Origin of the sequence: Halorubellus salinus (genome assembly GCF_020567525.1) — an archaeon.
GTDB classification, from domain to species: Archaea; Halobacteriota; Halobacteria; order Halobacteriales; family Natrialbaceae; genus Halorubellus; species Halorubellus salinus.
In genome coordinates, this window is sequence record NZ_JAJCVI010000004.1 from 209,405 (window position 1) to 232,846 (window position 23,442).

Genomic DNA, 23,442 nt, shown 5'->3' on the forward strand with positions numbered 1-23,442 from the left:
CGACCGTTCCGCGCACTCCACTCTCTCTCGAAGACCCACTTCAAGGGTATGCCTGAATCGACAGCCGTCTCCGTGTTCGTTCACCGTCGCGAGTCGAGTGTCGTCGCGAGCGTCGACTCGGGCGGCGACTCCGCGGTCGACTCACTCGTCGTGTCGAACCGCGTGCACCGACCCGTCGGCGCGCTCCGCGAGTGCGAACCCGTGGTCGCGGAGCCAGTCCGCGCTCGCACCCGCGCCGTGGGCGAGCACCTCCGCGAGGTCACCGGGTTCGTCCACGTCCGTCGCGAGCCGATGCGAGTCCACGACCGACAGCGTCGCACCGACCTGCGCCGCCGCCTCGCGGTGATCGACGAACGACGCGCCGTGGTAGTCCACGCGGAACGCCGGGTGGCGAGCGACGAGCGCGTTCGTCCCGACGCGCCGCCCCGGTGCCAGCACCACGTCCGCGTCGCTCGCGAACAAGCCTCGGAGCGCGGTCGGCGTCGCCAACGCCAGGTCCGCCATCACGACCGCCACCGGCTCCGTGCGCGACGCCAGCACGTCGTTCACTGCCGACGTCAACGCACGTTCGTCGACGGTCACGTCGACGTCGACGTCGACGTCGTCCGCGAGCGACGCCGTCGACAGCACCGACGGCGTGGGCACGCCCCGCGTCCGCGACAACGCATCGAGAACGTCCTCGAGCATGACGCCAGCGAACTCGCGGCGCTCGGCGGTCGTGAGTACGTCAGCGAGCCGCGTCTTCGGGTTCGTCGGCGAGAACGGAACGACGACCTCCACGAGAGAACCCCCGGGCGTCAGCCCAGGCGACTGGTGTCCTGCTGGTTCTGCCGGTACCAGTACACGCCCCCGCCGATGAGGAGGAGGACGACGACACCGACGCCCGCGTAGATGAGTAACTGCTGGGTCTGCTGGCTGGACTGCGCCGCCTGCTCGGCATCGTTCGCCTGCTGTTCGGCCTCCTCGGCATTCGTCACGGCCGCCTCGAAGTCCTCGTTCGAGTAGAACCGCTTCGCGTCCTCGAGCGAGTTCTCGGCAGCACCGACGTCACCGTCCGCTTCGTCCGCGCTCGCGATGGCGTCCTCGGCGGACGTGATCGCGTCCCGCGCTTCCTTGGAATCAGCCGTGTAGTGTGCGGCCGTCCACGTTTCGATGGTCGACGGCGCGCCAGTCGAGCCGTCGCTCGTCACCGGCACCTGCGCGAGTTCCATCGCCAGGAACGACGGCTGGGGATCGTACGACCAGTTGCCGACCTCGGGCACCGTGCCCTCGACGGTCACGCGAACTTCACTGATCGGCGACTCGACGTTCCGTTCGCTCACGGTGACGTTCTGCCCGGTTCGCGTCACCTCGTCCGTCACGTCCCCGTCGACGCCGACGTACTCGACGGTCCAGAGCGGGTCTCCGGTGAGTTCGGTGGACACGTTCAGTTGCCAGTTGTTGTTCTCCGAGTACAGGTCGGTGAGCGTCACCGACGCCTCGTACTGCGTCCCAACCTCCGCCTCGCTCGGGACGTCCTCGGAGTCGACGCTCACCGCCATCACCGGCGTGGCGACGGCCGAAAGCGCGAGCATCGCGACCAGACAACAGGCGAACAGCCTAGAATAACGGGTCGAGTTCATCTTCGTCATCTTCCACCAACTCCTCCAAATTATCTTCGCTCTCCTCCCGGATCGACTCGATGTTGTCCTGCGCTTCGATCGCGACCTGCTGGAGTTCCTTGATGCGGGGCACGTCGTTCACGCCCGACAGCAGGATACAGGCCGCGACCTGGGGCTCCTTCACGGGGAAGTCGCCGCCGCGCACCTCCATCGACCCGGTCTGCTCCTCGAGCCACTTCCGCCCGCGCTCTATGCCTTTCCGGTTCAGGTGCTTCGGCGGGCCGGACATGACGAGGAGTGCGCGCTCGGCGCCCTCGATCTCGCACGGCAGCGTCAGGCGGCCGAGTGCGGCCTTCCGGACGAGGCTCGTGATGCGGTTCGTCGTGTGCGCGGTGTCGACCTGTTCGTCGCTCCCCGTGAATCGGGAGAGGAGACCGCCGCTGTCGTCGAGGTCGACGCCTTCGCTCGCGTACCCGACGGTGGAGACGCCACCGCCCGCGAGCGTGTTGATGATCTCCGAGGAGTCGACGACGGATTCGGCGACCTCGTCGCCTTCACCGACCTCGCCCGCGCCGAACAGCACGCCGAAGCGCGTGACGATCTCCTTGTTGATGTCGTCGTAACCGCCTTCGACTGATTCACCGGCTTGGCGCCAGGAGTCGTTGTCGAACACGAGGAGGTTGTCGACCTCGCGCACGAACGTCTGGAACGAGCGTGCGGCGTTCAGCGTGTAGATGCCGCCCTCGTCGCTGCCCGGCAGGACGCCGAGGCCGTACACGGGTATCGTGTAGATGCGCTTGAGGTGTTTGGCGAGGACCGGGGCTCCACCCGAGCCGGTCCCGCCACCCATCCCGGCGACGACGAGGAACGCGTCGACCTCGTGGGTCGGGATGGCGTCGATCGCACCCTGGACCTCGTCGACGTCCTCCTCGGCGATCTCCGCGCCGAGCTCGTTGTCCGCACCCACACCGTGTCCTTTGACGCGGGATTGCCCGATGAGTACCCGGTTCTCCTGCTCGATGTTCTCGAGGCCCATCAGGTCCGCTTTCGCGGTGTTCACCGCGATAGCGGCGCGGACGATGCCGCTCCCGGTCCGCTCGTCGTACTCGACGAAACGGTCCACGATCTTCCCGCCTGCCTGACCGAATCCGATCATCGCCAGTTTCATGGTTTGAAGGGGGGCTCCGTTGGCTTGATTAGAGAGTGATGAACGACATAAGGCTTTGGATGGTTTAAATATACACGTGCCATCACTTTCGAGGCGATAATCGCCCGACGGTGCGTGCTTCGAGCGGAATGTAGGCACACGTTATCGAGAAAATTCCGTGACACGAACCCGTTCTATTTAAGTCGGGGCGCGTTCCGGGGTGCCGTGGTGCTGCCCCGCCGCCCGTTCAAGCCGTCCTTGGCTCGAATCCGGACGTTTCAGGCGGCCCTTGGGAAGGGCGAGTCGACGATACCGAGCGCGGAACGAGCGCTCGGACGGCGTGGCGTCGACGACCGCGACCTGTCGGTGCGCGCTCAGGCGGCGCTCGCGGAGTCCGTCCGCGAGGTCGCCGCACCGCCGTCGTCGGTGACGCCGAGGTAGTCCGCGAGCGTCCGCAGGTCGGCCTCGTCGACGCCGAACGCGGTCACGTCGTTCTCGGCGACCGTGTTCTGTATCTTCAGCGCCTTCGCTTGCTCCGGACCGAACGGGAAGAACGGGACCGGGCCGGCGACGGTGAGTCCGGTCTTCATGAACCACATCGGCAGGGTCACCATCTTCGGGTTCTTGCCCTCTGCCGCCCACGCGAGCTCGGTGACCTCGCGCATCGTCAGGACCTCGGGGCCGCCGATCTCGTAGACCTCGCCGCGGTGGGCGTCGTCCTCGACGGCGCTCGCGACGAGCGGCGCGAAGTCCTCGATCCAGATCGGCTGGAACTCGTTCGTCCCGCCCGCGGGTAGCGGTGCGACGACGGGCGTCGTCAACTGCTTGGTGAACCCGACGAACTCGCCGCCGTCACCGAAGATGACGGACGGCCGGAGGATGGTCCATTCGAGGTCGGACTCGCGGACGATGCGCTCGGCGTCGCCCTTCGACCGGATGTAGGACGTCAGTCCCTCGGAGTCCGCGCCGAGCGCGCTCTGCTGGACGAGGTGCTCGACGCCGTGGTTCTCGCAGGCCTCGACGACGTTCGCGGTGCCCTGCGTGTGCACGAGGTCGTGACTCAGGCCGCGTGGCGGCTTGAACAGTGGGGAGAGCGCGACGAGGTTCACGGCCGCGTCCATCCCCTCGAAGTGACTCTCGAAGGAGTCGTACGCGGTCACGTCCCCCATCGCGGTGTCGACGGTGTCGGGGAGGTCGGCCTCGCTCGGGTTGCGCGCGAGCGCGACGACGTCGTGCCCGCGGTCGGCGAGTACGCGACAGACGTGTCGTCCAACGAATCCGGTTCCGCCAGCGACGATAACTTTCATATCCGATATATGATGCGGGGGGCAGATAAGCGCTAGCCCAACGCGACGCCGTGGTCGAAGGGCACACCAGCGCGGGCGGGCACGGCGATGCCGGCGTCGAGGATGACGGCGTCGAGCGCGAACGGGGCGTGGACGCGTCGCGAGCGGGGAGCGGAAGCGTAACGTGTGCGCGTCCGCTACTCGGGCGCATGCTCGTCACGCTCGAAGGCCTCGACGGGAGCGGGAAGACGACCGTCTGGGAGGCCCTGCACGACGTCTACCCGGACGCGGTCTTCACGCGCGAACCCACGGACTCGCCGTACGGCGAGGCGGTCTACCGGTCCATCGAGGACGACGACGCGGACCCGCTCGCGGAGCTGTTCACGTTCGTCGCGGACCACGCCGACCACCTGTCGCGCGTCGTCCGGCCGGCGCTCGCCGACGGCGACCTCGTCGTCTCCGACCGCTACGTGGACTCGCGGTGCGCGTACCAGGGCGCGAGCCTCGAGGGCGTCGTCGACCGCCCTGTCGAGTACGTGCGGGGCGTCCACCAGCCGTTCACCGTCCAGCCCGACCTCACGATCTATCTCGACGTGGACCCGGAGACGGCCGTGGACCGGTCGGGCGCGACGAACAAGTTCGAGCAGTTCCAGTACCTCTCGGCGGTCAGCGAGAACTACGACCGACTCCAGGAGTGGATGCCTGAGCGGTTCGTGCGCGTGGACGCGACGCAGTCCCCGGAAGCGGTGCTGGACGAGGTCGAGCACGTCATCGAGGCGGTCGTCGAGGCCGGCGGGCGTCGCGCGGCGGGGTACGACCCGCTCGATACGGGCGAGGGCGAACGCGAGGACTACCAGGGCGTCGGCGACGGGCTCGGCGAGGGCGTCCGCGACCCCGACGCCTGAGCTCGGGGCCGGAACTCGACGCCGCGACCAGCAGTCCGTCGCTGCGAGTGGCTGGGCGTCACCGCGAGTGGCTGGGCGTCACCGCGAGTCGCCGGGAATCACCGCGAGTCGAGGGATTCGGGGAGTTCGACCTCGTCGGGCGACGGCATCCAGAAGTAGTCGAACGTGATACCGAGCATGAGTGGCATCGCGATGACGACGAGGACGGCGGTGTACCGCGACCCGAGGTTCCCGCCGATACCGAAGATGCCCGAGAGGACGAGCGTGGAGACGAAGAGCACGAACGCACCGCCGACGGCGGCGTAGATCGCACTCCCCCACCCGGTCTCCAGCCGGTTCCTGAACAGTCGCGTGACGAGGGCGGCCAGCGCGGTGTGCACCACCACGAGCACGCCGATACCGACGAGGCCGACGGTCGTGACCATACCCGAGTGTGGGGGCTCCACGAACTAACCCCCATCGACGCCGCGTCTCCGCTGGCGGTCGCGTCGAGGTCGGCGTGACCGACCGCGACGACGAGGGGTTTACGTCACACGTAAATATCCGTCGCGACCCGTGACCCCGCGACGGACTTACTCGCGGTCGAAGGAGCGTTCTCGGGGACGGACCGCAAGTGCTTTTTCCGGAGCGGTGGGAGGCGAGAGCATGCATCGGGTCATCGGCGAGCGCGACCTCGCGGACACGCCGTTCTCGGCGGACGAGGCGCGCGCGCTCTATCGGGACATGGTACGAGCACGACGGTTCGACGAGCGCGCGCTGGCGCTCCAGCGCCGCGGGTGGATGAGCGGCTACCCGCCGTACAAGGGCCAGGAGGCGTCGCAGGTCGGCGCCGCGCACGCGATGGCGGCGTCCGATTGGTTGTTCCCGACGTACCGCTCGAACGGCATGCAGATCGCGCGCGACGTCCCGATGAGCGACGTCCTGCTCTTCCGCCGCGGGTTCCCGGAGTACGAGAGCGACCACGACGTCCCGAACTTCCCGCAGGCGGTCCCCATCGCGACCCAGATCCCGCACGCGGCGGGCGCGGGCATGGCGATGAACTACCGCGGCGAGGACGACAAGGCCGCGCTCTGTTACTTCGGTGACGGCGCGACCTCCGAGGGCGACTTCCACGAGGGCCTGAACTTCGCGGGCGTGTTCGACGCGCCCGTCGTCTTCTTCTGCGAGAACAACAACTGGGCGATCTCGCTGCCGCGCGAGCGCCAGACGGCCGCGGACTCCATCGCGCAACGCGGCGAGGCGTACGGGATGATGGGCGGGCAGGTCGACGGGAACGACCCGCTCGCCGTCCGCGAGTTCACCGAGAGCGCGCTCGAGTCGGCGCGCGACGGCGAACCCGTGCTCGTCGAGAGCCTCACGTACCGACAGGGCGCACACACGACGAGCGACGACCCGTCGCGGTACCGCGACGAGGCCGAGGACCTCCCGGAGTGGCGGACCCGGGACCCGCTCGAGCGCTACGAGGAGTACCTCTTCGAGCAGGACGTCCTCACCGACGAGTACGTCGACACCATCTACGAGGAGGCCGACGAGGAACTCGACGACGCCATCGAGACCGCGGAGAACACGGAGCCCGAGGACGTCGCTGACGTCTTCGAGCACGTCTACGACGAGGTACCCGAGGGGCTCCGCGAGCAGCAGGCGTTCATGGAGTCGTTCGCGGCCGAGCACGACGTGATGGAACTCGACCACTAGGCGCGCTGCGCGCTGTCTAGGGTCGCTCTCTGGCGTCGAGTCGCAAGGTCTGGGCGAGGAGTGGCGCGGTTCGGTCGTTCCTCTGGTCTCGAACCTGCTGGCTCGTTCGGGAGGCGGTGAGCGTCGGTGCCCGCGGTCAGTTCATCGAGATGTAGGTCTTGGTGTCCGAGACGCCGTCGAGTCGCTGCATCTCCGAGGAGACGGTGTGGAGGACGTCGTACACCTCGGGGGCGTCGACCTCGCTGATGATGTCGTAGTTCCCGGCGACGATGTGGGCGGCGTGGACGAGCTCGATGTCGCGGATCTGCGCGAGGAGGTCCTCGGATTTCCCGGCGGCGGTCTTGACCATGATGAACGCGTGAACCATCGACGTGTGGTACACGTTGGCACGTCAAAAAACTTCCCCTCGACCACCAGACGACGGCGGGGTAAGGTACTTGAAGGGGTCCGTCGTACACGGTAGTATGCGGTTCGTTATCATAGGAGCTGGCCGAGTCGGTCTTCGGACGGCCCGCGTCCTCCGCGAGGAGGGCCACGACGTGACGTTGCTCGAACGCGACGAACGGAAGGTAGAACGCGCTCGCGACCAGGAGTTCACCGTCGTCCAGGGCGACGGCTCCCACGAGGACCGCCTCGAGGAAGCCGGCATCGCCGACGCCGACGCCGTCGGCGCACTCACCGGCGACCTGAACACGAACTTCGCCGCGTGCATGATCGCGAAACACCACGGCGCGCGCACCATCATGCGCATCGACGAGGACTACCGCGAGGACATCTACCGGAAGTACGCCGACGAGGTCGACGAGATCGTCTACCCCGAGCGTCTCGGCGCCATCGGCGCGAAGAACGCCTTACTGGGCGGCGACATCCGCGCCATCGCCGACATCGCCCAGAACCTCCAGATCGTCGAACTCTCCGTCACCGAAGCCTCGCCCGTCAAGGGCTACACGATCAGCGAACTCCAACTCCCCGCGGACGCCACCGTCCTCGCGTTCGGGAAGGAAGGTCAATCCGTCGGCATCCCGAACCCCGACGAGTCCCTCGAACTCGGCGACAGACTCGTCGTCCTCGCGGACTTCGACGTGCTCGGCGACGTCAGACAGATAATCGTCGGCGACGCGGGCGGTCGCGCCGCCACCCTCACCGGAGGTGCTTGAGATGCCAGTCACCGCGTACATCATGATCAAGGCGAACACGGGCGAGGCGGATCGACTCAGAGACGACATCGAAGCGCTCGACGGCGTCGAGCACGCGTACATCGTCGCCGGCGACGTCGACATCATCGCGAAGGTGTCCGTGGAATCGCCCGGCGAGGTCAAGGACGTCGCCGCGACACAGATCCAGGGCATCAGCGGCGTCGAGGACACCCAGACGTACATCGCGATGGACTGACGCCGACCCGCCAGTTCCGCTCTCACCCCTGCTTCGCCTACGGACCGCACGCCGCGAGCGCGCTGGCTGTACCGACCGCACGCCGCGAGCGCTCGCGGCCTACAGCGGCGTGCCGCTGCGGTCGCCACCGTCGTCGCCGGCGGTGTTCTGTGACGCCTGCGACCGGAGGTCGGCGGCGACGCCGACGTAGTCGTACCCCGGGATGAGGCCCTGCACCCACGTCCCCTCGACGTACTCCGCGAGCGCCTTCGCGTCCGCGACGCCCTCGGTGGCGTCCCAGGACTCGTACGCGAGCTCGACGCGAACCGTCTCGGGGCCGCGGTCGACGACCGGCGGGTCGCCGTAGCTCGTCTTCGCGACGTCGAACGCGTCCTCGAGCCGTCGCTCGAACGTGTCGAACCAGCCGTCCTCGACGACGGGCGCGACCGCTTCTGGGTCGGCGACGGTCGCCGACAGCGTCGGCACGGGGACGAGGACGGTGAACGCACCGGCCTTCCCGGAGTCGGTGGCGGTTACGGTGACTGTCACGTCGAACGCGGTCGAGTCCAGCGCATAGCGGTCGTCGTCGGTCGGCGCGAACGCGTCGTGACGCTCGAACGCGCTCGCGACGTCGCTCGGCGTACTCGCGGCGTCGGAATCGGTCATGGGGTCGTTTCGAACTCCGCGGAGAAGGGGGTTGCGTTCGCGGCCGTCCCGCTGTCGAGTCGACTACCGCGAGTCGAGGACCTCGCGGAGCGCGCCCGCGAGCTCCTCGAAGTCCTTCAGGGTGAGGCCGTCGGTCGTGACGAACACGCCGCCGCGGTCGACGGCGATGCGGATGAGGAACCCGTTCTCGAACACGCGGATGGTGTACTCGTGCGCGCCGAGCTCGCTCCCCGCGTACGCGGACTGCGTGGTCTCCCACTCGCGCCACTCGTGACCGACGAACGTCCCGAGGTCCGCATCCCGCTCCAGGTCCCCGCGGAGGTACAGTTGCTCGTAGTCGTCGCGCGAGAAGTACGTCACCGACCGGAGGCTGTCCCCGACGGCGGTCCGCGCCGTGGTCACGACCTGGTCCGCGACGCCGTCGTCGAGCAGAGTCGTCATATCTCTCCCCTCTACCTACATGGTGAAAAACCACCCGCCACGCGCCGACGACCGCGAGCGGTCGCGACCGCGACCCTTCGCAGCGTCCGGCCGTTCGAGATTCGACGAACGTGTACAGCGGTACCCGCGTCGACGCATTCTCCGACCGGCCTGCCCGCTACTACCCTGGAATCGCAGGTCTCGGGCGCTCTCTGCGGCGACCGGGGGTTTTACCTGGGTTCGTCGTGCACGTGAAGGTGGTCTTCGAGGATTCGGGGGCCCAGTCGCCGACCGATTCAGGCACAGGTCGTCGACTGCAGGCGGCCGCCCCCGCCATGCCCACTTCGGGCGGCCGCCAGGACCGCGTCGCGAGGGACGGCTCCCGAACGAAGCGTCCGTGGCGGTCGTGACCCCGGGCTCCCTCGCGACCGGTTCGTAGCCCAACGTTTTTGCTCGCGACCATGGAACGACGACGTGATGCTGCTCGCGCTCGCGCTCGCCGTCGCGTTCGCGGCCGTCGTCGGTATCGTCGCCGGCCGCCAGCGCCGCCGTTCGACCACCGTGGAGTCGCTCCCTGGCGTCGTCGGCGCCACGAGCGCCGCTGCGCTCGCCGGGTACGCGCTCGGCGACGGCCTCGGCGCGTTCGAGACCCTACTCGGGTACGGCGCCCTCGCGCTCGCCGTCCTCGCCGTCCTCGTCGGCCACGCCGCGACGCTCTCGGCACGCGACACGAACGCCGACGCCTGACCGGGGTTCCAGTCATCGCGACCACCGCTGTCGTTCACACGTCGTTTCTCGCGGAAACTGCCTCATAACGATACGCCGCTGGCGCCTCGTATGGGACGCCATGCCACGACACCTCGAGTGCGTCGTCGACGGCTGCGACGCCGTCATCGAAGCCGACACCGACGACGCCATCATCGAACAGGCCACAGCGCACGCACGAGAAGCCCATCCGGACGTCGACATCGACGACGAGATGGAACGCGAGCTCCGCTCGCACATCACCACCATCTGACGTGACGGGCCACGAAGCGACCGGGTCCGTCAGCGGCCGCCGAGTCCGTCAGCGGTCGCCGGCGAGCGGCGCGTACCCGTCGTCGAGCATGAACGCCGTGTACCAGCGCGCGCCCCGAGCGAGCAGGTTCAGCGCGTGCAGCCCGAGGACGATGAGGAGCGCGCCCGCGGCCGCGACGAAGACGGCGTCCCCGAACGTGCGGACGCGCCAGGCGTCGAGCGTCCACACCGCCTCGAACCCGACGAGGAGCTTGTTCCACGCGACGTACAACGACGGATGTAGCTCGACGGGACGGTCCGTCACGACGCCGACGTACAGCCCCGGCTCCTGGTAGTAAAGCGGCACGAGGAGCATGCTGACGCCGGTCGTGAGGACGCTCGTCGCGAGCACGAACGCGAGCGTCCCGAACGCGAGCTTCGAGGGCAGGTAGACGACGGTCTTCCACGTCGAGACGTCGGTCAGGACGGCGACCGTGCGCTCGCGGAGCGACGCGTCCGCGGGGAGGGCGCGCGACCCCAGGTCGATGTCGAGGAGGGACCTGGCGAGGACGCGCTCGATCGACCCGGCGACGAGCGCCCCGACGACCGTCAGGAGGAAGATCGGAACGCCGACGAGGAGGACGGCGAGGGCGACGCCGAGACTCAGGCCGACCGCGACGAACACCAGGTACGCGATACCGAGCGGGAACGCCAGGCAGAGATAACAGAGGTTCAGGTACGTCTGCGCGCGGACGGGAACGCCGAGGAACGCGCGGAGGTGAGCGGTGAGCGAACTGGACCGCGTGGCGGACATCGGTACCTAACTCAGCCGGTAGTTCGAGTATAAACGTTCGGGTCGAGTTGGCGAGCGAGCAACTCGCCACGGGGATTCCTGGTTCCGGCCGAGAGCGGTCGACGTGACGTGTTCGTCGCGCTCTCGCTCGCCGCCGTCGCTCGCCCGCCCGACCACGACGCTTTTGTCGACGCTCCAAGTAGTCGCGTGACGATGCCGCCGGAGGGCGAGGTCGACGAGGTCGACGAGGTCGTGGACCTCATCAGCGACGGCTACGCGTGGCGCATCCTCGTGCAGACGCGTAACGAGGCGAAGTCCGTGGACGCGCTCAGCGAGGCGTGCGACGCGGACCCCTCCACGATATACCGGCGCGTCGAACGCCTCCAGGACGCCGACCTCCTCACCGACGACCAGATGCTCGACCCCGACGGCCACCACTACAAGGTCTACAGCGCGAACCTCGACGCCGTCCACGTCTACCTCGAAGAGCACGGGTTCGACGTCGACGTCGACCGCCGCGAGGACCCGAGCGACCGCTTCACGCGCCTCTACGAGGGATTCAAATGACCGGGAGCGAACTCCAGTTGGCCGTGGGCCCGATGCAGACGACGACCGGTGGGGACCCGCTCGTCGTGCTCGCGGCACTCGGCGCGCTGTTCGTCGCGACCGTCCTCTCGCTGTACCTCGCGCTCCGCCTCTACCGGGGCTATCAGGACGGCGGCCAGCCGGGGATGGCGGCGCTCGGCGTCGGCCTCGTCCTCCTGACGACCGTCCCGATGACGCTCCGCGTCGTGCTCGCGACCGTCCCGGGCGTCGACGGGACGGCGCGCGTCCTCGCGGTGACCGCCAGCCAGCTCGCGGGCCTCCTGCTCATCCTGGGGGTGGTCTACGGTGGGCGTTGAAGCGTACGGCCGGCTCCAGGCGGCCGTTTCCGGCTCGAAGGGGGTGAGGTATGGCGGGCGTTGACCCCGGGGCGATAGCGGCGGTGGCGGCGGCCGCGACCGCGCTCGCGGGGACCGTCGTCGCCGCGCTCGCGTACCGCGGCGCGAGACGGAACGACAGCGCGACGATGCGGTACCTCGCCGTCGGTATCGCGTGCATCGCCGTCGTCCCGTTCGTGCTCCTGTACGGCGTCATGCCGACGCTCGCGCTCTCGGACGCACAGTCGCTGCTGGCGGTGTCGCTCGCGAACGTCGCCGGCCTGCTCGCCATCCTCTACTCGCTCGACGGCACCTGACGCAACGTTCTCTTACTTATACCTTTGGGTCAGTTGGTGGGCGGACAACTCGCCAGCGCTTGATATGGGGCGTTCGCACGAACTCCGAGTTGCCCATGCACCAATCGACCTCGTCGAGTGCGCGCCGGTCGTTCCTGGCCGCACCCGTCGACCCGTTCACGTACCGCACGCTCGGCTACCTCGCGCTCGCCGCCCCCGTCGGCCTCGCGTACACGGTGCTCCTGAGCGTCGGCCTCGGGCTCTCGCTCGGACTGAGCATCACGCCGCTCGGCCCCGTCGTCGTCGTCGCGACGCTCCTCGCCGTCGTCACGCTCGCGTGGCTCGACGCCCGCCTCACCGGCGGCGTCCTCGGCGTCGACGTCGCCCCCGAGTTCCCCGCCGTCGACCAGGGCGTCGTCGCGTTCCTGACGGAACTGGCAGTCGGCCGGGCGACGTGGACGAGCGTCGCGTTCCTCTGCTATCGCGCCGTCCTCGGCCTCGTCGCGTTCGTCGTCCTCGTCACCGGCCTCTCCCTCACGGCCGCGCTCCTCGTCGCACCGTTCGCGTACGGCGACACGCTCGTCGTCCAGACCACGACCACGCACGTCGTCGACACCTTCGCGGAGAGCGTCCTCGTCGCCGCCGCCGGCGTCCTCACGGGCCTCGGCACGCTCTACGCGACGAACCTCCTCGGCCGCGCCAGCGCGCACGTCACCGGCGCGCTCTTCGCCGACGCCTGAGCACAGCGCGTTCTCGACCCCGCCGCTTCGGCCCGCAGCCCCCGTACCCGTTCTCCACCGGCTCTCCCCGCCTCGACGACGGACACCGACCGCCAGCACCTGCCGCCGGGACGAAAGTCACTGCGCTCTCGAAGCACTCGGCTCTCTCGTCACGTGCGTCGGCATCGCAGCGAGACCGCAGAAGGAGTCCGCGCGCCGACCTACTCGAGCGCCGACACCGTCACGTCACCCGTGCTCGTCTCGAACACGAGTTCGGGGCCGCCGTCGCCGAGCGTCCCCGACGCGGACTGCTCGCGAACCGACCCGTCCGCGAGCGACAGGTCGTTCACGACGACGTCGCCCGTGCTCGTCGACGCCCGCAGTTCCGCGTCGACGTCGGCACCGACGGCCGCCGTCACGTCGCCAGTGCTCGTCTCGACGGTCGTGTCGCCGTCGATCGCAGGGACCTCGACGGTGACGTCGCCCGTGCTCGCGTCCGCACCGCCGAACGCGTCCACGTCCTCGACGACGACGTCGCCCGTGCTCGTCGACGCGCGCGCCGTGCCCGCGACCGACCGCAGCGTCACGTCACCGGTCGAACTCGCAGCCGTCACGTCCCCGGTCACGCCCTCCACGTCGACGTCACCGACCTGCGTCTCGGTCTCGGCGACCGCGAGCGACGACGGCACCGTCACGTCCAGGTCCATCGACGGCTTCCCGGACAACCCGCCGTCGCCCGTCCAGACGCCCCGCAACCGCACGCGGTCCTCGGGGCGCGCCACGCGGAACTCGAGCTTCGAGAGGTCCGCGTTCACCGAACTCGACTGCTTCACCACGTCCACGTGGACGTCCTCGCGGTCCGCCGAACGAACCGTGACGTCGCCGACGTCGATCGCCACCGCGAGCGCCGAAGCGCCCTCGACGGGGACGCGCTCCGTCGACTCCTCGCGCTTCCCTACGAAAGGCGTCAGGCCACTGCAGCCCGCCAGCGCGGCCGACAACGCCGCACCGGCACCAGCGAGCAACCGCCGTCTGGAGGTCATTCCTACCATACCACAACCAACCCACCACGCATATTTCAACCGGAACGCACGACTGCGGACGCACCAACTCCACCAAAGATTCAAATACGAAGACTCGCCCCGGCTGGCTGGGAGTGGGCCGCGTCGAGACCGCTAGTTCGCCGCGATGTCCATGAGCGCCCGGAGCTCCTCGGCGTCCTCCAGTTGCTTCCGGCGGAGTTGCTCCTCGATACCCGGCTCGTCCAGTCCCTCGAGCGCGTTCAGCGCGCGGTCGATACCGCGCACGCGCCGCACGATGGCCTCGCCGTCCGCGACCGAGAGGTCCTCGCGCTCCAGGCGCTGCTTTCGCTGCAGGCGCTCGCGCTTCAACGCCCGCTTCAACGACTCCAGGCGCTCGCGCTCGCTCTCGGGGATCCCGTCGAGGTCGTCGCACTCGAAGAGGAAGGCCTTCACGTCCACCGTCTCCCCCTGCACGGTCAACTCGTCGGGGATGTCGCCGCCGACCGTCCCCGACCGCCGCTGCAACTTCGACAGCAACCGCTGGCGCTCGCTGTCGTTCATGGGTCTACTCGAACCGACGGACGGAGGTGAATTAGGCGTTCCGAGCAACGCATTACTCTAACGCACCCGACACGAACGCTTACCGGGGCCGCGACGAACGACGGAACGATGGACCGCGCCGACGCCGACACCACGACCCTCGCCGACGCGACCGCCGTCTTCGAGCGCGTCACCCACCCCACGCGCGTCGCCGTCCTCCGCGCGCTCGCCGACGCCCACGCCGACGCCCCCACCGACCCCTGGCTTGCGTACACCGACCTCAAGGACGCCGTCGACGTCCGCGACAACGGGAACTTCAACTACCACCTCGACGCGCTCGACGACCTCGTCGTCAAAGCCGACGCCGGCTACCGGCTCTCCCGCGTCGGCATGGAACTCCTCACCACCGCCGCCAGCGGCGTCCTCGACACCGACTGGACGTGGGGCCCCAGGGACGCCCCCGGCACCTGCCCGTTCTGCGACGCCGACCTCCAGTTCCACTACACCGACGGCAAACTCCAACTCACCTGCGGCACCCCCGAGCACGCGATGGCGCTCTCCGCCCCACCCAGCCTCCTCCAGACCACTCCCGAGAGCGACCTCGTCGACAACGTCGCGTTCCTCGGCTACCAGTGGAGCGAAAGCACCCGCCAGGGCGTCTGCGCCGACTGCCACGGCCACCTCACGGGCGAACTCGAACACGGCGGCCTCCAACCCGACCACCACCACTACCGCGCCGACTGCCAGCGCTGCGGCTACCAGCACGGCGTCCCACTCGGCCTCCACCTCCTCACGCACCCCACCGTCACCCACTTCCACCACGACCACGACATCGACGCCCGCACCACCCCCTGGTGGACGCTCGACTGGACCACCCCCGGCACCGAAAGCGTCATCGAGACCGACCCCCTCCGCCTCCAAGTCGACGTCGAACTCGACGACGAACGCCTCACCCTCACCATCGACGACGACGGCACCATCGCTTCCACCACCCGAACCACGACCACCGATTAACTGACCATTTACGCCTCCCGACCGTCTTGGAAGCGGATTTCGATGGATTCCGGTGGCCGAACACCATTCACCCCCTCCGAAAGTGCGAACGTCGTCACTCACGGGAACTCGAACCGAGCTAGAAGAACCCTCACTCGACAGCCGCTGCTCACCGTCGTTCGCAGCGGCAGTGCGAGGGGAGGGATTCGAACCACAGTCACACGGCCGTCCTCACTTCGTTCGGACGCTGCGTGCTCCCTGGTTCGAACCCTCGTTCGACAGCCGCTGCTCACCGTCGTTCGCAGCGGCAGTGCGAGGGGAGGGATTCGAACCGAAACCAGACGTGCTCGCTCACATCCGTTCGCTGCGCGCGACTACTAGGGTTCGAACCCTCGTTCGACAGCTGCTGCTCACCGTCGTTCGCGACAGCGATGCGAGGGGAGGGATTCGAACCCACGAACTCCTACGAGAGCGGATCTTAAGTCCGCCGCCTTTGGCCTGGCTCAGCCACCCTCGCTCGTCCGGGCTTACCGCCGGGGGTGCAAAGTCGGTTTCGCTTGCCGGTCCCTCGCAGGATTTATTCAGGAACGCCGACAACTCGATGGCGATGCCCTCCGATACGCCGTTCGTCGACCCGCGAACGAACGAGATCGACGCACTACAGGTCCTCCGAGAGGCGATACCGCTCGCGAAACTCGTCGCGCTCGTCGCCGCGACCGCACTCGTCCCGTTCCTCTTCGTCGTCCTCTTCGGCGCGGGGTCGACGCTCGGCACCGTCTTCCTCGTCGCCGCCCAGTTCGTGCTCGCCGTCGGCACCGGCCTCGTCCTCATGTACGTCGTCGCTCGCGCTCGCGAGCTCACCGACGACGACCGCCGCGACCGGCGCTAGCTACCAGTCGACGCTCAGCGTCCCGTCGCCGTGCGGGTTCGGCGCGATCTCCTCGTCCGTGCGACGGTCGACGACGTGGATGATACCGACGTCCTTCTTCGCCGGACACGCCTCCGCGGCGGCGAGGTTGTGCTCCAGGTCCTCCTCGCCGAAGAAGTACGTATTCGGCGTGCCGAGGCCGCTGTCGATACTCATCTCCCAGTTCGTCGACTTCTCCGCGCACTTCCCCGCGCCGAAGCACTTGTTCGCCTCGAAGATGATCTTGTACGGCGCCTCCTCCACGGGCGGCGCGTTCGCCTCCCCGATCTCGCTCGGCGCGTGCGCGTCCTCGCTGTCGCTCATTGCGCGAGACTCGGGGCCGCGGGAACTTTCGGTTGTCGGTCCCGCGCTCGCGGTCGAAGCCCTCGCAGCCGCCGGGCGCGAGCGCTACTCGCCCGCGGATTCGCCGAACAGCACGGGCGGGTCGCGGTTCTGTGTGACGACGAGCTTGTCCAGCGCCGCGTCGTCCTCGCGGAAGGCAACTGTGAGCGTGTGGGGGCCCGCGTCGAGCGCGAACCGCTTCGGTGGTGCACCCTCGCGGTCGTGGTCGGGGACAGACTCCCACTCCCAGCTCCCGCGCCGCGAGCGCATCCGGTCCCAGCGCACCCACTCGCGGTCGTCGACGCGCACCCAGAACGAATCGCTCTCGTCGTCCGGGACCTGCACGCGACCGCGGACCTCGTACTCGCCGCCGCGTTCGACGTCGAACTCGTAGGTCGCGTACCCCTCTCTCGGCGGTTCGCCGCCGGCGTCCACGCCGCAGGTCGTGATGTACTTCCCGCCGCTCGCGTTCGGCGACTCCTCGACGACCCACGGTCGCTCGACGTCGCCGTCCTGGGCCTCCAGCCACGCTTCCGCGCCGTTGGCCGCTGCCGGCGACTGGAGCTTCCCGGGAACGCGGTCGTCGCTCACGGCGTCGCGCGGCGTGATCGCGCCCTTCGTCGCGATACCGTACGCGTCCAGCAGCTCGCGGTTCGTCTTCCCGACGACGCCGTCCGCGTTCCCGCCCGTGAGTTCGTTCAGCGTCGACGAATCCCCGAGCGCCTCCATCGCCTTCCGGTCGGGGATGGGAACGTAGTCCGCGCGCTGCTCGGGATAGTACACGGTTCGGCCGTCGAGCGTCACCGTGGAGCGATGCGGCGTGAACAGCTCGGTCGCGCCGAGGTCCTCGAGCGGCGCGAGCTCGGTGGCGACGTGCCCGCCGTCGCCGCCGCGCTCGAACTCGCAGTCCGCGACGGCTATCTTCCGCGTCGGCCATCGATGCTCGTCGCGGACCGCGACGTTCGTCGCGTTCGCGAACCGCGACCCCGTGACGCGAGTCACGCCACGGACCGCCGTCAGGAGGCCCTCGCGGAACCCCTCGACGTCGCTGTCCTCGATACTGAGATGGAACGGATAGGGCACGTTCCGCCCGATGCCGACGCGGTCGCGGCCGCGGCCGCTCACGAGCCGCAGCCACTTGAGGCGGACGTTGTTCGAGTACCGGACGTTCACGCCCGTGTTCCCGCCGCGGTGATTCGCGAACTCGGGCTCGACCTCCTTGTCCCAGTGCGTGACGAACGGCCCGACGTTGAACGCCGTGAAGTCCTCGACGACGCTCCAGTTCGCGACCCTGATGTGGCTCCACCCGAACTGGTGGCGGGAGACGTCGAGGCCGCCCGCGGACGCGAACGCCGTGTTCCCCGCGACCGAGTTCAGGGAGACGTACGCGCTCGATACCGCGTCGTCGACGACGTGGTCGGACTCGGCGAGCTCGGGCTGGTCGACGAACGCCAGGGGCGTGTTCGGGACGGTCCCGCGGAGGCGGTCTATCTTCTCGCCGGGGCGGAGTTCTCGGTCGATGAGCGGCCGGTTCCAGAAGACGTACGCGAAGTAGCGGTGGCCGGCGGCGACGTTGTCCTCGACGGCGACCATCGGGCCCTGCAGCCAGAAGCCGTGGCCGCCGTGCCCGAAGTCGTCGACCTCGCCGGGTTCGTGGTCGTCGTCGCTGTGGAACTCGCGGCTGTCGAGCGCCTCGCCCGACCCCGTCGAGCGTAGCGCGAAGTTCCGGCGGAACGCGCCGCGCTCGTTCCCGGCTTCGGAGACGAACCCGGCGCCGAAGACGCCGTGCGTGACGGAGTCGGTGACCTCGGCGTGACTGTGGTGGTTGACGGCGCCCCACCCGGGGGAGCCGTCGACGGCGAGGCCCTCCGCGACGTGCGGGTCGGCGCTGATGCCCGTGCGGTGGTAGTGGAACGCGTACCGCGCTCGCGGGTTCGGCGGGACGTCCTCTGGTGGCTTCCCGTGTTCGGGGTCCGTGAACGCGTAGGACTTGTCGGTGCGTCCGAGCCCCTCGAAGGCGGCGTACTTCACGGTCGTCTCCGCGGCCATGATCATCACGTGCCCGCGACGGTCGACCGCCCGGTTCGCGGAGCGAAAGCGCACGGGGCGGTCGAGCGCGACGACGTACGCCGACAGGTCGTCGGCGGGCGGGACGTGGTCGTACGCGAGTTCGCGGTCGAGGTACACCGTCGACCCGTCGACGCGCTCGACGAACACCTCCTCGTCCTGGTCCTTCCGGGGGTGCATGCCGGGGACGACGAGGCGGTCGCCGGCCGACCAGTTCGTCGGTGCTTCCGGGAGCGTGAGCGTCTCGTCGCCCGCGCCGGGGGCGTTCGCGAGCGCGCTCCACGTCGTCGTCTCCGCGCCGTGGACGTCGAGACTCCCCATCACGACGAGCCCCGTCCCGACGCGCTCGGGGTCGACGGACTCGTCGATGGGGCCGAAGTCCGCGAACGTCACGAGCGCCTCCGCGTCCGGCCCCACGGGGTCGTCGGCGTACCCGACCTGGAGCGCGCTCTCGGGCGTCGTCACGAGCGTCTCGGCCTGCAGATGGGTGTCCGCGTCCGGCGACAGCACGAGCGCGCCGTCGACTCGCACCCACTTCAGTTGGGCCGCGTCCCGATGCCGCAGGGTCACCTCGACTCCCTCGGGGACGTGCACGCGGCCACCGTCGGTCGGCACCTCGCCTTGCCACGTTCCGGGGTCGTCCCACGCGCCCGAGCGTTTCGCGACGTGCGTCGCCTCCTCGGTCGGCACGAGCGCGAGCGCCGCCTCGTGGCCGTTCCCTGCCGTCCCGGGCAGGAGGTCCGACCCGCCACCGGCACCCGTCACCCCACCGACCGCTCGCGAGACGTCCTCGTGGCGCGCGAGCGCCGCGCCCGCCCCGGCGGACGCCAGCATCGTCAGCATCGTCCGCCGACTCGGCTTCGCGCGGTCGACCGCGTCCTCGGCCGACTCGCGGACGCCCGCCGCGACGCCGCCCGCCGCGTCGCGCGCCTCGTCGAGGACGCCACCATCGTCGCTCGATTCGTCACCCCTGTCACCGCTGTGTTCCCCACTCATCGTCCTTTGTGTTACCGTTGGTTACGGCGTGCTTGTGGATTCAGGACACTCCACCAGTAAAAACCTCGCCACGACGTGTCAACGACGACGATGGACGCGGCTACGGGGCCGTCCAGAGTGGGAACTTCGAAAGCGAACGCGAGCGGTCGTCGCGCGAGTTAGACGTCGGCGCCGGCGAGGTCGAGGTGACTGACGTCGTCGTGGAAGTCGATGGATTCGATGCCGGCGTCCGTGTTGGGGTTGTCGCGGCCGTCGGTGTCGAGCGCGCCGAGTTCCTCGACGACGTCCATGCCGTCGGTGACCTTCCCGAAGACGGCGTGCTTGCCGTCGAGGTGCGGGGTGGCGCCGAGGGTGATGAAGAACTGGCTGCCGTTCGTGTCCGGGCCGGCGTTCGCCATCGAGAGGACGCCGGGGCCGTCGTGCGTGAGGTCGTCGACGAACTCGTCGTCGAACTGGTAGCCGGGGCCGCCGCGACCGGTGCCCTCGGGGTCGCCGCCCTGGATCATGAAGTCCTCGATGATGCGGTGGAAGTCAGCGCCGGCGTACAGCGAGTCGCCGCGTGTCTCGCCGGATTCGGGGTCGGCCCACGTGGTCGTGTCGGGTGCGGGGTCGGCGTTCGCGGCGGGGTCGTGGAGTGCGAGCCCGACGAAGTTCGTGACCGTGCGCGGGGCCTGCTCGTCGTAGAGCTCGATGTCGATGTCGCCGTGCGTCGTGTGGATGGTCGCAGCTATCGTCATGCCCGAAAGGACGGCCGCCTCCGGGATAACGTTGCCCCATCGTGCTCGCGGTGACGCTCGGCGGACTCGGTTCGACGGGCGGTCGTTCGTGTCGCCGCGAGTGGGGTTGGGGTGAGATTCAAGATGCGGCGCGCCGAAAACTGGCGTAACCGATGACGCGTTCGGCTCGCCATCGTCGCGAGGACGTGACGCTCGCTCGACTGCCGTCGGGCGTTCGAGTGTCGACGACGGTGCACGTGTACGAGGGGCCGGAGGCGGGGCCGACGGTGTACGTGCAGGGCGCCCAACATGGCCGGGAGGTGAACGGCACGGAGGTGCTGCGGCGCGTGCACGAGAAGCTCCCGCTGTCTGAGCTCGCGGGGCGCGTGGTCGCGGTGCCGGTCGCGAACCCGGTGACGTTCGACCGCGTCGGGTACACGGCGCCGGCGTCCCTGGATTCCGTGAACGGGAACATGAATCGCGTGTGGCCGGGCGACGACGAAGGGTCGCTGCACGAGCGGATGGCGGCGGCGCTCTGGCCGTACGTCGCGGACGCCGACGCGGTCGTCGACCTCCACACGGGCAGTCCGGACCTCCTCACGCACGTCGTGTACCCCCACGACGACGCCGAGGCGCGAGCGCTCGCCGAAGCGTTCGGCACCGACCTCCTGCTCGGCGAGCGCCGCGGCGAGGACGCTCCGGAGGAGTGGCATCGCCGGGACTTCGACGGGAAGCTCCGGGTCGCTGCGGCACGCGAGGGCATCCCCGCCATCACCCCGGAGCTCGCGCACTGCCGCGAGCTCGTCGAACCCGCGGTCGAAGCGGGCGTCCGTGGCGTGCTGAACGTGCTCCGGCACGTCGGCGTGCTCGACGGCCAACCCATCACGACCGACCCCGTCGTCGCCCGCAACCACCTCGGGCGCGTCGACGCCACCGACAGCGGCCTCTTCCGGCCGAATCCCGCGCTCGAACTCGGCGAGCACGTCGACGCGGGCGACGACGTCGGGACCGTCTACGACCCGTCGACGTACGAGGTCCTGCACCGCGTGACGTTCGACCGCGACGGCCTCCTCTACGCCATCTCCCGCGAAGCCACGGTGAAGGCCGGTGACCGACTCGCGAGTGTGGCGATCCCCGACTGAAGAGCAGACGGCGGCCGCGAGGCTGCGGTTTCGGTTCGGATTGCAGTGACTGCAGGACGGCTGGGGTCGACGAGAGCGTCGTGTCGGGTGGAATCGTTACGCTCTTGCAACCGTCCAGCGTTGCTCTCGAATCCATGGCCGACGACTCCCCGAACAGCGACGACGGCGACGGCTGGGAGGGCGCGTACGCGAGCACGGACGTGGTGGGGTGGGATACCGGCGACCCGCAGCCAGCGGTGACGGCGCTCGTCGACGCGGACGCGTTCGCGTCGCCCGTGCTCGACGTCGGCTGCGGGCTCGGCACCGAATCGTGCCTCCTGGCGAGCGCGGGCTACGACGTCCGCGGCGTCGACGTCGCGCCGACGGCTATCGAGCGCGCCCGCGACCGCGCCGCCGACCGCGACCTCGACGACTGCGTCACGTTCACCGTCGGCGACGCGTTCGCACTCGGCACGCCCGCTGGCGTCGTCGACGCCGACCGGGCGGGCTCGATCCTCGACGTCGGCGTGTTCCACGCGCTCCCGGGTCCCGGCAGCGACCACGGCAATCGACGCGGCGAGTACGCGGACGCGCTCGCTCGCGTCCTCGAACCCGGCGGGCGCGCGTTCGTCCTCGCGTTCGGTCCGGACGCGCCCGCGGACTGGCCGCCGAACCGCATCTCGCGCGAGGCCGTCCGCGACGCGTTCGGTACCGACGACCCCACCGGCGACTGGCGGGTCGTCGACCTGCGCGACGAGACGTACGTGTCCCGGGGTGGCGAGGTCCCCGCGCTGCTCGCGGTGCTCGAACGGAACGGCGGGCGATAGCGCGCTTCGCATCCCGTCGCGTCCACCTAGGGACGAACGAATCAGCGGGTAGTCGCGGCCTGTCGCGCTACCGATTCGAGCCGCTCCGCGTCACGGTCGGCGGAGGCGGCCGTCTTCGACCAACTGGCAACAGCGATTAAGTGTGGGTCGCGTGACACGGGCAGTATGCCATTCGTCGAACTGAACGGGCTCGAAACGTACTACGAGGAGTACGGGGAGGGTCACCCCGTCGTGGTGCTTCACGGCGCGGGCGTCGACCATCAGGTGTGGGCCGAGCAGTTACGACCGCTCGCCGACCAGTGCCGGGTCCTGCTGTACGACCTCCGCGGTCACGGGCGGACCGAGACGGCAGCGACGGAGACGTTCACCATGGACCAGTACGTCGACGACCTCGGCGCGTTCCTCGACGAACTCGACCTCGATTCGCCGACGGTCCTCGGCCACTCCTTCGGCGGCATGATCGGGTACCGGTTCGCGGCCGACTCCCCTGACCGTCTCTCGGGACTGGTGACCGTCGGCTCGGCGACACCCGAGATGTTCTCTACCGGCGAGTGGTTCGCTCGCAGCGCGATGCCGCGCGTGGTGGCGCCCGTCTCCAGTAACGAGTGGGTGATGAACGCCCTGCACTGGCTCGGCGAGAAACTCTTCGTAGCGGACTCGGCCGCGGACGAGGACGAGTTCGAGGAGATTCGAGCGGCGCATACGTGCGACGCCGCTGCCGATTCGGATCCCGACCTCCCGAAGATCAATCGAGCGCTGCAAACGTACCTCCAAAGCGAACTGGACCCGTCCAGCATCGAGGTCGAACTGCTGGTGCTGTACGGCGAGAACGAGGCGTTCCTCGAGCGGCACGCCGACCACTTCGAGGCACAACTCGAGGACTGCGAGACCGCCGCGGTCCCGGACGGGTCCCACATGGGTCACGTCGACGATCCAGGGTTCGTACAGGACAAGCTGCGGGCGTTCGTGACGGACGCCTCGCGCGGACCCGACAGCAGCGAGTGACTGAGCGTTCTCTCGCAAACGTGGTCGAGGAACCGTAGACTGAGCCGGTCAGAACGCCCGACGCCCCTCGAGCCCCGCGTCGACGCTCCCG

Annotated in this window: 28 protein-coding genes, 1 tRNA gene and 1 pseudogene; 15 read left to right on the plus strand and 15 right to left on the minus strand. The window is 69.1% G+C overall.

The window, feature by feature from the left end:
- Positions 1 to 141: 141 nt before the first annotated feature.
- The 4 genes from cofC to LI336_RS12275 form a co-directional block, all read right to left on the minus strand.
- Entirely contained in the window at positions 142 to 780 is a 639-nt protein-coding gene (cofC, locus tag LI336_RS12260) for a 2-phospho-L-lactate guanylyltransferase (RefSeq protein ID WP_227133422.1), read from the minus strand.
- A gap of 17 nt (positions 781 to 797) precedes the next feature.
- Positions 798 to 1,574 carry a DUF4398 domain-containing protein gene (locus LI336_RS12265; protein ID WP_227133423.1) on the minus strand — a complete coding sequence of 259 codons (777 nt, stop codon included), beginning with the start codon at positions 1,572 to 1,574 and terminating at the stop codon, positions 798 to 800.
- 25 nt (positions 1,575 to 1,599) lie between these two features.
- A complete protein-coding gene (locus tag LI336_RS12270; RefSeq protein ID WP_227133424.1) occupies positions 1,600 to 2,769 on the minus strand; it encodes a tubulin/FtsZ family protein in 1,170 nt (389 codons plus the stop codon).
- Positions 2,770 to 3,122: 353 nt separating this feature from the next.
- Entirely contained in the window at positions 3,123 to 4,055 is a 933-nt protein-coding gene (locus tag LI336_RS12275; protein WP_227133425.1) for a complex I NDUFA9 subunit family protein, read from the minus strand.
- Positions 4,056 to 4,243: 188 nt separating this feature from the next.
- Here LI336_RS12275 and tmk point away from each other — a divergent pair.
- A pseudogene (gene tmk, locus LI336_RS12280) lies at positions 4,244 to 4,819 on the plus strand (dTMP kinase); the annotation flags it as partial.
- Positions 4,820 to 5,037: 218 nt separating this feature from the next.
- On the opposite strand, the gene LI336_RS12285 reads toward tmk, so the two are convergent.
- On the minus strand, positions 5,038 to 5,364 hold the full coding sequence (locus LI336_RS12285) for a DUF7991 family protein (RefSeq protein WP_227133426.1): 327 nt from the start codon (positions 5,362 to 5,364) through the stop codon (positions 5,038 to 5,040).
- Positions 5,365 to 5,584: 220 nt separating this feature from the next.
- On the opposite strand from LI336_RS12285, the gene LI336_RS12290 reads away from it, so the two are divergent.
- Positions 5,585 to 6,634 carry a thiamine pyrophosphate-dependent dehydrogenase E1 component subunit alpha gene (locus tag LI336_RS12290; protein ID WP_227133427.1) on the plus strand — a complete coding sequence of 350 codons (1,050 nt, stop codon included), beginning with the start codon at positions 5,585 to 5,587 and terminating at the stop codon, positions 6,632 to 6,634.
- 136 nt (positions 6,635 to 6,770) lie between these two features.
- Here LI336_RS12290 and LI336_RS12295 read toward each other — a convergent pair whose 3' ends face one another.
- Positions 6,771 to 7,001: an Lrp/AsnC ligand binding domain-containing protein gene (locus LI336_RS12295; protein ID WP_227133428.1), complete on the minus strand. Its 231-nt coding sequence runs from the start codon at positions 6,999 to 7,001 to the stop codon at positions 6,771 to 6,773.
- 97 nt (positions 7,002 to 7,098) lie between these two features.
- Between LI336_RS12295 and LI336_RS12300 the strand changes: the two genes are divergently transcribed.
- On the plus strand, positions 7,099 to 7,791 hold the full coding sequence (locus tag LI336_RS12300; protein ID WP_227133429.1) for a potassium channel family protein: 693 nt from the start codon (positions 7,099 to 7,101) through the stop codon (positions 7,789 to 7,791).
- Position 7,792: 1 nt separating this feature from the next.
- Positions 7,793 to 8,026, plus strand: coding sequence for an Lrp/AsnC family transcriptional regulator (locus LI336_RS12305; protein WP_227133430.1), 234 nt, complete (start codon positions 7,793 to 7,795; stop codon positions 8,024 to 8,026).
- Between the two features lie 99 nt (positions 8,027 to 8,125).
- Here LI336_RS12305 and LI336_RS12310 read toward each other — a convergent pair whose 3' ends face one another.
- Entirely contained in the window at positions 8,126 to 8,671 is a 546-nt protein-coding gene (locus LI336_RS12310; protein WP_227133431.1) for a DUF5813 family protein, read from the minus strand.
- Between the two features lie 63 nt (positions 8,672 to 8,734).
- Positions 8,735 to 9,112, minus strand: a complete 378-nt coding sequence (locus LI336_RS12315; RefSeq protein ID WP_227133432.1) for a DUF7522 family protein — start codon at positions 9,110 to 9,112, stop codon at positions 8,735 to 8,737.
- A gap of 456 nt (positions 9,113 to 9,568) precedes the next feature.
- Here LI336_RS12315 and LI336_RS12320 point away from each other — a divergent pair, with 456 nt between their 5' ends.
- Positions 9,569 to 9,838 carry a hypothetical protein gene (locus LI336_RS12320; protein ID WP_227133433.1) on the plus strand — a complete coding sequence of 90 codons (270 nt, stop codon included), beginning with the start codon at positions 9,569 to 9,571 and terminating at the stop codon, positions 9,836 to 9,838.
- 100 nt (positions 9,839 to 9,938) lie between these two features.
- The gene (locus LI336_RS12325) at positions 9,939 to 10,109 is read left to right on the plus strand and encodes a DUF1059 domain-containing protein (protein WP_227133434.1); all 171 of its coding nucleotides are present in this window, start codon (positions 9,939 to 9,941) and stop codon (positions 10,107 to 10,109) included.
- A gap of 48 nt (positions 10,110 to 10,157) precedes the next feature.
- On the opposite strand, the gene LI336_RS12330 is transcribed toward LI336_RS12325, so the two are convergent.
- Entirely contained in the window at positions 10,158 to 10,901 is a 744-nt protein-coding gene (locus tag LI336_RS12330) for a sensor domain-containing protein (protein WP_227133435.1), read from the minus strand.
- A 192-nt stretch (positions 10,902 to 11,093) separates the two neighbouring features.
- Here LI336_RS12330 and LI336_RS12335 point away from each other — a divergent pair, with 192 nt between their 5' ends.
- From LI336_RS12335 to LI336_RS12350, 4 genes are all read left to right on the plus strand, one after another.
- Positions 11,094 to 11,447, plus strand: coding sequence for a helix-turn-helix domain-containing protein (locus tag LI336_RS12335; RefSeq protein ID WP_264475449.1), 354 nt, complete (start codon positions 11,094 to 11,096; stop codon positions 11,445 to 11,447).
- Entirely contained in the window at positions 11,444 to 11,782 is a 339-nt protein-coding gene (locus tag LI336_RS12340) for a hypothetical protein (RefSeq protein ID WP_227133437.1), read from the plus strand. Before LI336_RS12335 ends, LI336_RS12340 begins: the two co-directional genes overlap by 4 nt.
- A 50-nt stretch (positions 11,783 to 11,832) precedes the next feature.
- Positions 11,833 to 12,117, plus strand: a complete 285-nt coding sequence (locus LI336_RS12345; RefSeq protein WP_227133438.1) for a DUF7521 family protein — start codon at positions 11,833 to 11,835, stop codon at positions 12,115 to 12,117.
- 95 nt (positions 12,118 to 12,212) lie between these two features.
- Complete coding sequence (locus LI336_RS12350) at positions 12,213 to 12,836, plus strand: sensor domain-containing protein (RefSeq protein WP_227133439.1); 624 nt, start codon at positions 12,213 to 12,215, stop codon at positions 12,834 to 12,836.
- A 200-nt stretch (positions 12,837 to 13,036) separates the two neighbouring features.
- Here the strand turns inward: LI336_RS12350 and LI336_RS12355 are convergent, their stop codons facing one another.
- Complete coding sequence (locus LI336_RS12355) at positions 13,037 to 13,867, minus strand: DUF4097 family beta strand repeat-containing protein (RefSeq protein ID WP_227133440.1); 831 nt, start codon at positions 13,865 to 13,867, stop codon at positions 13,037 to 13,039.
- A 123-nt stretch (positions 13,868 to 13,990) separates the two neighbouring features.
- A complete protein-coding gene (locus LI336_RS12360; protein ID WP_227133441.1) occupies positions 13,991 to 14,398 on the minus strand; it encodes a DUF5788 family protein in 408 nt (135 codons plus the stop codon).
- Positions 14,399 to 14,506: 108 nt separating this feature from the next.
- Here LI336_RS12360 and LI336_RS12365 point away from each other — a divergent pair, with 108 nt between their 5' ends.
- On the plus strand, positions 14,507 to 15,391 hold the full coding sequence (locus tag LI336_RS12365) for a DUF7351 domain-containing protein (RefSeq protein WP_227133442.1): 885 nt from the start codon (positions 14,507 to 14,509) through the stop codon (positions 15,389 to 15,391).
- 411 nt (positions 15,392 to 15,802) lie between these two features.
- Here the strand turns inward: LI336_RS12365 and LI336_RS12370 are convergent.
- A tRNA-Leu gene (locus tag LI336_RS12370) sits at positions 15,803 to 15,887 on the minus strand.
- Positions 15,888 to 15,977: 90 nt separating this feature from the next.
- On the opposite strand from LI336_RS12370, the gene LI336_RS12375 reads away from it, so the two are divergent.
- A complete protein-coding gene (locus LI336_RS12375) occupies positions 15,978 to 16,259 on the plus strand; it encodes a hypothetical protein (protein ID WP_227133443.1) in 282 nt (93 codons plus the stop codon).
- Here the strand turns inward: LI336_RS12375 and LI336_RS12380 are convergent, their stop codons facing one another.
- From LI336_RS12380 to LI336_RS12390, 3 genes are all read right to left on the minus strand, one after another.
- Positions 16,260 to 16,601, minus strand: coding sequence for a ferredoxin (locus LI336_RS12380; RefSeq protein WP_227133444.1), 342 nt, complete (start codon positions 16,599 to 16,601; stop codon positions 16,260 to 16,262). It abuts the gene before it with no gap.
- An 84-nt stretch (positions 16,602 to 16,685) separates the two neighbouring features.
- A complete protein-coding gene (locus LI336_RS12385) occupies positions 16,686 to 19,682 on the minus strand; it encodes a G8 domain-containing protein (protein ID WP_227133445.1) in 2,997 nt (998 codons plus the stop codon).
- Positions 19,683 to 19,840: 158 nt separating this feature from the next.
- Entirely contained in the window at positions 19,841 to 20,419 is a 579-nt protein-coding gene (locus LI336_RS12390; RefSeq protein ID WP_227133446.1) for a peptidylprolyl isomerase, read from the minus strand.
- A 152-nt stretch (positions 20,420 to 20,571) separates the two neighbouring features.
- Between LI336_RS12390 and LI336_RS12395 the strand changes: the two genes are divergently transcribed.
- From LI336_RS12395 to LI336_RS12405, 3 genes are all read left to right on the plus strand, one after another.
- Positions 20,572 to 21,540, plus strand: a complete 969-nt coding sequence (locus LI336_RS12395) for a succinylglutamate desuccinylase/aspartoacylase family protein (protein ID WP_227133447.1) — start codon at positions 20,572 to 20,574, stop codon at positions 21,538 to 21,540.
- Between the two features lie 134 nt (positions 21,541 to 21,674).
- Positions 21,675 to 22,346 carry a class I SAM-dependent methyltransferase gene (locus LI336_RS12400; RefSeq protein ID WP_227133448.1) on the plus strand — a complete coding sequence of 224 codons (672 nt, stop codon included), beginning with the start codon at positions 21,675 to 21,677 and terminating at the stop codon, positions 22,344 to 22,346.
- A gap of 165 nt (positions 22,347 to 22,511) precedes the next feature.
- Positions 22,512 to 23,351, plus strand: coding sequence for an alpha/beta fold hydrolase (locus LI336_RS12405; RefSeq protein ID WP_227133449.1), 840 nt, complete (start codon positions 22,512 to 22,514; stop codon positions 23,349 to 23,351).
- Positions 23,352 to 23,442 lie beyond the last annotated feature (91 nt).